This is a genomic window from Hydrogenovibrio sp. 3SP14C1, from assembly GCF_029625905.1.
Taxonomy (GTDB): domain Bacteria; phylum Pseudomonadota; class Gammaproteobacteria; order Thiomicrospirales; family Thiomicrospiraceae; genus Hydrogenovibrio.
The window spans coordinates 1-239 of record NZ_JARTLM010000307.1 but is presented as its reverse complement, the minus strand read 5'-3'; the positions used below and the strand labels follow the sequence as shown (position 1 = coordinate 239).

1 pseudogene is annotated in these 239 nt (G+C 59.4%); it reads left to right on the top strand.

The features are described from left to right. Window positions 1–239: pseudogene (locus tag P8629_RS12640) on the top strand (hypothetical protein); the annotation flags it as partial.

The window sequence follows — 239 nt, the reverse complement described above, 5'->3', positions numbered from 1 at the left end:
ACTACGCCGGGATGAACCTGGGGTTCTTTGTCGGCTTTACCGTAGCCGGCTATTTCCAACTGACCGAAAATTATCGCGCGCTGTTCCTGTTTGCTACCCTGGGCAACGCGGCGGCGATTATCGTTGCCGTCAGCCGCTGGCGCATCCTGGCCGATCTCAACACGCCACTGCACGATGCCACTCGTTCACAGTACCGCTGGCGCATGTTGGTCGGGTTAGCCGTGTTGGTGCTGCTGGTG